The sequence below is a fragment of the Priestia sp. P5_B4 genome (genome assembly GCF_056400385.1).
The window spans coordinates 1-5,094 of sequence record NZ_JBFULJ010000238.1; the positions used below are offsets into that span (position 1 = coordinate 1).

Here is a 5,094-nt window from a genome sequence, read left to right on the forward strand (position 1 = left end):
TCGTGTACTAGGGCCAGGAGGAACAGGTACAACAGAAGACGTGATTGCCGGTATTGACCGTGCGGTAGAAGACGGAGCGGATGTAATGAACCTGTCGCTTGGAGATACGATTAATAATCCAGACTTGGCAACGAGTATTGCATTAGATTGGGCAATGGAAGAAGGAGTAGTTGCCGTTACGTCAAATGGAAACAGTGGACCAGCTAACTGGACAGTAGGGTCTCCGGGAACATCTCGTGAAGCTATTTCAGTTGGTGCAACTCAGCTTCCTTACAATTTGTATAAAACGACATTAACTGTAGATAACGCATGCTATGCTTCAGCTGAAGTAATGGGCTTTCCAAATGACAAGGCATTACTAGATGCAAGTGGTAAAAAGTATGAATTTGTACCTGTCGGACTCGGAAAACCAGAAGACTTTGAAGAAAAGGATGTAAAAGGAAAAGTAGCGGTTATTTCTCGCGGCGACATTGCGTTTGTAGACAAAGTTGACAATGCGAAAAAAGCCGGTGCTGTGGCAACGGTGATTTACAACAACGTAGAAGGGACAATCCCTGATATTCCAGGCACATCTCTGCCARGTATTCGCCTATCAAAAGCCGATGGACAAGCTTTGGCAGCTTCTTTAGCAAAAGGATCCGTTACGGGTTCTTTTGCTGCAACATTTGATCAGACAGTTGATGAAACAATGGCTGACTTTTCATCTCGCGGACCGGTTGTTGATACATGGATGATTAAGCCGGACATTTCGGCACCTGGAGTCGATATCATCAGCACAGTGCCAACCAATGATCCAAGCAACCCTCATGGATATGGATCAAAGCAAGGAACAAGTATGGCAGCACCCCACGTAGCAGGAGCAGCAGCGTTAATTTTACAGGCGCATCCAAATTATAAAGTAGAAGATGTAAAAGCATCTTTAATGAATACAACGGAACTGCTTCGTGACCGCAACGGGCTGGTTTATCCTCATAATACGCAAGGTGCAGGAAGCATGCGCGTAGTAGATGCAATTAAAGCAAAAACGCTTATTACACCAGGAAGTCACTCGTACGGTGTCTTTTATAAAGATAAAGGGAAACAAGTAGAAAAACAAAGCTTTAAGATTAAAAATCTATCAAATCACAGTCAAAAATACTCGGTCAAAGTAAAATTTAAGAAAAGCCATCAGGCAATTGACGTTAAATCAACAAACGATTTAGTTGTTAATGCAGGAAAAACGCAAAAAGTAAACCTGAATGTAAAAGTAGATGCAGGGAAATTATCTCCTGGCTATTACGAAGGGACAATTACCGTAAGTAACAATAAAGAAACGTACGATGTTCCAACCATCTTATTTGTAAAAGAGCCGGATTATCCTCGCGTTACTTCTGCTTATGTAGATGTACTTGGAAATGGATCATTTGAATACGGCAGTTATTTACCAGGCGGAGCAGAGAAGCTTAGCTATTACATTTACGATGCAACGTTAGAAAAAGGGGAATTGTTAAGTTCGTATACGAATGTAGGAAAAGGATTCTCTAGCGCAACGTGGGACGGAAAGATTAATGGTGAAGCTCTTCCAGCGGGAACGTATTATTTATACGCAGAAGCAGTAAAAGCAGGTCAGACGACCGGTTCTTTAGGAGAATTCGAAATTAAATAAATAAAAAAAAGAGTGCCAGTCTAACTGACRCTCTTTTTTTATTGAGCCGTATATCCACCATCGATTACAGCAGCTTGGCCGGTTACGCCTTTTGCTGAATCACTTGCTAAAAACATGGCATAATCYGCAATTTCATCGACAGCAAGCAAGCGCTTTTGAGGAACAAGAGGATAAATGACTTCTTCTAGTACTTTTTCAAGCGCTACATTTCGCGTACGTGCCAAATCTTTTAATTGATTTTGAACAAGCGGCGTATCAACATAACCAGGGCAAATCGCATTTACCGTAATGCCGTGCTCTGCACCTTCAAGAGCAGCCACTTTCGTTAAGCCAATTACGCCGTGCTTAGCGCTGTTGTACGCTGCTTTTCCTGAGAAACCAATCAAACCGTTAATGGAAGACATGTTCAAAATGCGGCCGAATTTTTGCTTTTTCATAATAGGAAACGCATGCTTAGTCGCAACAAAAGGTGCAACAAGCATAATTTTCGTTAAAAGTTCAAATTTTTCAGTAGGAAATTCTTCGAGAGGGGAAACAAATTGCATGCCAGCATTGTTAATTAATACATCAAGGCGGCCATATGTTTCAACCGTTTGAGCAATCATTTGTTCAATATCACTTTCCTTTGTCACATCTGCTTTAATGCCTAATGCTTCGTAGCCTTTTGTCTTTAATTTATCTGCTGCTTTCTTAACGCCATCTTCATTTAAGTCAGTTAAGACAACAGTCGCTCCGTCTTCAGCAAAGCGCTCACCAATTTGATAACCAATACCTTGAGCTGCACCTGTAATTAACACAATTTTGTTTTCAACCATCGTTTTTTCCCCCTTATATGTAGAAAATATAAAATCGCTTACTTTTCCATTTTATCAAAAATTATCTTAATTTAGCGAGTTTTTTAACTATACTTCACGCGAAAAGAATGGGTGTGGGAAGGGGTGTTTACTATCTTTACTTCCACATTGCTAACAGAAGCGAACGGTGAGGGACCTTTTTTTATTTCTTCAATAAATTTTTGGATGTTGCTTTCTTCACCTTCAGCATCAATTTCGACTTTTTGATCGTCTCGATTTCGTACCCATCCGTTAATGGAGCATTCCATTGCTTTTAGCTGCGTGTAGTGACGGAACCCAACTCCTTGAACGCGTCCGTCCACAATCATATGCACATGTTTTTTCACTGTTTTCACCTCACAGGCAATTTTCCCTTTTTTATAAAAAAGAAAACAACTACAATCTTACTTTTCACTGTATAATAGAAAAAGACATTGTAAGACTTTAACAGTTTTGATGTAGATTAAATAAGAAAGAAGGGTTATGAATGCAAGCAGCAGCACGAACGCAGCAAGCGCAGCCGGCGACGATTTATCGTATTTTATTTGCTATTAGTTTAGGCCATTTCCTAAATGATTGTATGCAGTCCGTTATACCGGCACTTTTTCCTGTCCTTGAAAAATCGATGAATTTAAACTACACGCAAATCGGCTGGATTGCCTTTGCTTTAAACATGACGTCATCGATTATGCAGCCGGTGTTCGGCGTATTTGCCGATAAGCGTCCCTCGCCATTTTTATTGCCAATTGCAATGTGTTTAAGCATGATTGGTATGGTTGGGCTCGCTTTAGCGCCAAATTTTTATTTTGTGATTATATCTGTCTTATTTGTAGGATTTGGCTCAGCTATTTTTCACCCCGAAGGTTCTCGCGTAGCGTATATGGCAGCAGGGGGAAAACGGGGGCTGGCGCAGTCTATTTATCAAGTTGGTGGAAATACAGGACAGTCGATGGCTCCGCTATTTACGGCATTTATCTTTATCGGACTTGGTCAGTTTGGAACGATTTGGTTTACGTTAATTGCAGGTATCGGCGTAGTGGTTTTGTATAGCGTCTCTAAATGGTATAAATCGGAGTTAGCTACTCGTCAACGCTTAAAGAAAAAGCAGTCAGATGCTTCATTTACGATGAACAAGCAAATTATTTTTGCAGTTGGACTTTTAATTTTTCTAGTTTTTGCACGTTCATGGTACGGAGCAGGCATCCTTAATTTCTTTCAGTTTTATATCATTGAAAAATTTAATTTGCCTATCAAAAGCGCTCAGCTTTACGTTTTTTTATTTATGATTGCAGGGGTGTTTGGAACATTCTTTGGAGGTCCGCTTGCCGATCGTTTCGGAAAACGAAATATTTTATTGTTTTCTATGTTAGGTTCAGTACCGTTTACTTTATTACTGCCTCATGTTTCTCTAGGAGTGGCAGGACCTCTTTTAGTACTAATCGGCTTTATTCTTCAGTCAAGTTTCAGCGTCACGGTCGTCTATGCTCAGGAGCTGATGCCAGGAAAAATTGGCTTGGTTTCCGGCTTAATTGTAGGTCTTGCTTTTGGAATGGGAGCTTTAGGAGCTGTTGTATTCGGTAAATTAGCCGACGTCTTCAGCCTTCAGTTTATTATGCTGTTTTGCAGCTATCTTCCAATTCTAGGACTGTTAACATGGCTGTTACCGAGCGATAAGCGTGTGAAAGAAATGCACGAAGCAAAATAAGAAAAAGAAAAAGCAAACGCACCTTAGCGTTTGCTTTTTCTATGAGCGTGAAGCAAATTTCAAGACGAATTCATATTTTTCTCCTAAAATAGAGACAATAGAAATTGAAAATCGAAAGGAAGAATCACCTATGATTAAGCTAAGCGTATTGGATCAGTCTCCTGTTTCAAGCGGATCAACACCAAAGGAAGCGTTGAAACGCACGGTAGAGCTGGCTAAATTAACGGAAGAGTGGGGCTACCATCGCTTTTGGGTAGCGGAACATCATAATACGAATGGTCTTGCGGGTTCATCTCCGACACTATTAATGACGCACTTAGCTTCTCAAACGAGCCGAATCCGAATTGGATCTGGAGGAGTCCTTCTTCCTCAATACAGTCCGTATAAAGTAGCAGAAGATGCTCAGCTGCTTGAAAATCTGTTTCCTAATCGAATTGACTTAGGTCTGGGACGGTCACCGGGAGGAGATGCGCTGACTCGGCTTGCGCTGACAGATGGAGTCCGTAAAAGCCTCAATGAATTCCCGCGGCAAATTCAAGCGTTAAAAGGACATCTTGAGCATAATTTACCGTCTGATCATCCGTATTACGGCGTGACGGCTTATCCGCTGAGCGAAACAAAGCCAGAACTGTGGCATCTTGGTATTAATAAAAGAGGAGCGAGATCAGCTGCTGAACTGGGCATCTCTTTTACGTTTGGACACTTTATTTATTCAGTTGGAGGACAAGAAGCCATTCGTCATTATAAACAAGAATTTATCGCTTCTTCGTATCAATCAACGCCTAAAACCAACGTATGCGTATTTGTAGTATGTGCAGAAACAACAGAAGAAGCTGAGGAACACGCTAAAACGTTAGATGATTGGCTGTTGAAAGTAGCTAAAGGCGGAGATACAACGGTTTCATCGATAG

Annotated in this window: 5 protein-coding genes; 3 read left to right on the forward strand and 2 right to left on the reverse strand. The window is 41.0% G+C overall.

Going from position 1 to position 5,094, the window contains the following annotated elements; genetic code table 11:
• Positions 1-1,645, forward strand: a 1,645-nt coding sequence (locus AC1DRF_RS16320; RefSeq protein WP_477741160.1) for a S8 family serine peptidase, incomplete at its 5' end; no start/stop codon positions are given.
• A gap of 38 nt (positions 1,646-1,683) precedes the next feature.
• On the opposite strand, the gene AC1DRF_RS16325 is transcribed toward AC1DRF_RS16320, so the two are convergent.
• A complete protein-coding gene (locus AC1DRF_RS16325) occupies positions 1,684-2,460 on the reverse strand; it encodes a 3-hydroxybutyrate dehydrogenase (protein ID WP_427076183.1) in 777 nt (258 codons plus the stop codon).
• 83 nt (positions 2,461-2,543) lie between these two features.
• The gene (locus AC1DRF_RS16330; protein ID WP_028408645.1) at positions 2,544-2,825 is read right to left on the reverse strand and encodes an acylphosphatase; all 282 of its coding nucleotides are present in this window, start codon (positions 2,823-2,825) and stop codon (positions 2,544-2,546) included.
• Between the two features lie 140 nt (positions 2,826-2,965).
• Here AC1DRF_RS16330 and AC1DRF_RS16335 point away from each other — a divergent pair, with 140 nt between their 5' ends.
• Positions 2,966-4,183: an MFS transporter gene (locus AC1DRF_RS16335; protein WP_230183899.1), complete on the forward strand. Its 1,218-nt coding sequence runs from the start codon at positions 2,966-2,968 to the stop codon at positions 4,181-4,183.
• 130 nt (positions 4,184-4,313) lie between these two features.
• Positions 4,314-5,094, forward strand: a 781-nt coding sequence (locus AC1DRF_RS16340) for an MsnO8 family LLM class oxidoreductase (protein WP_477741161.1), incomplete at its 3' end; no start/stop codon positions are given.

Bases quoted from the DNA above. Each gene is read 5' to 3' on its own strand.
- AC1DRF_RS16335 (WP_230183899.1), top strand. From the start codon at position 2,966: ATGCAAGCAGCAGCACGAACGCAGCAAGCGCAGCCGGCGACGATTTAT.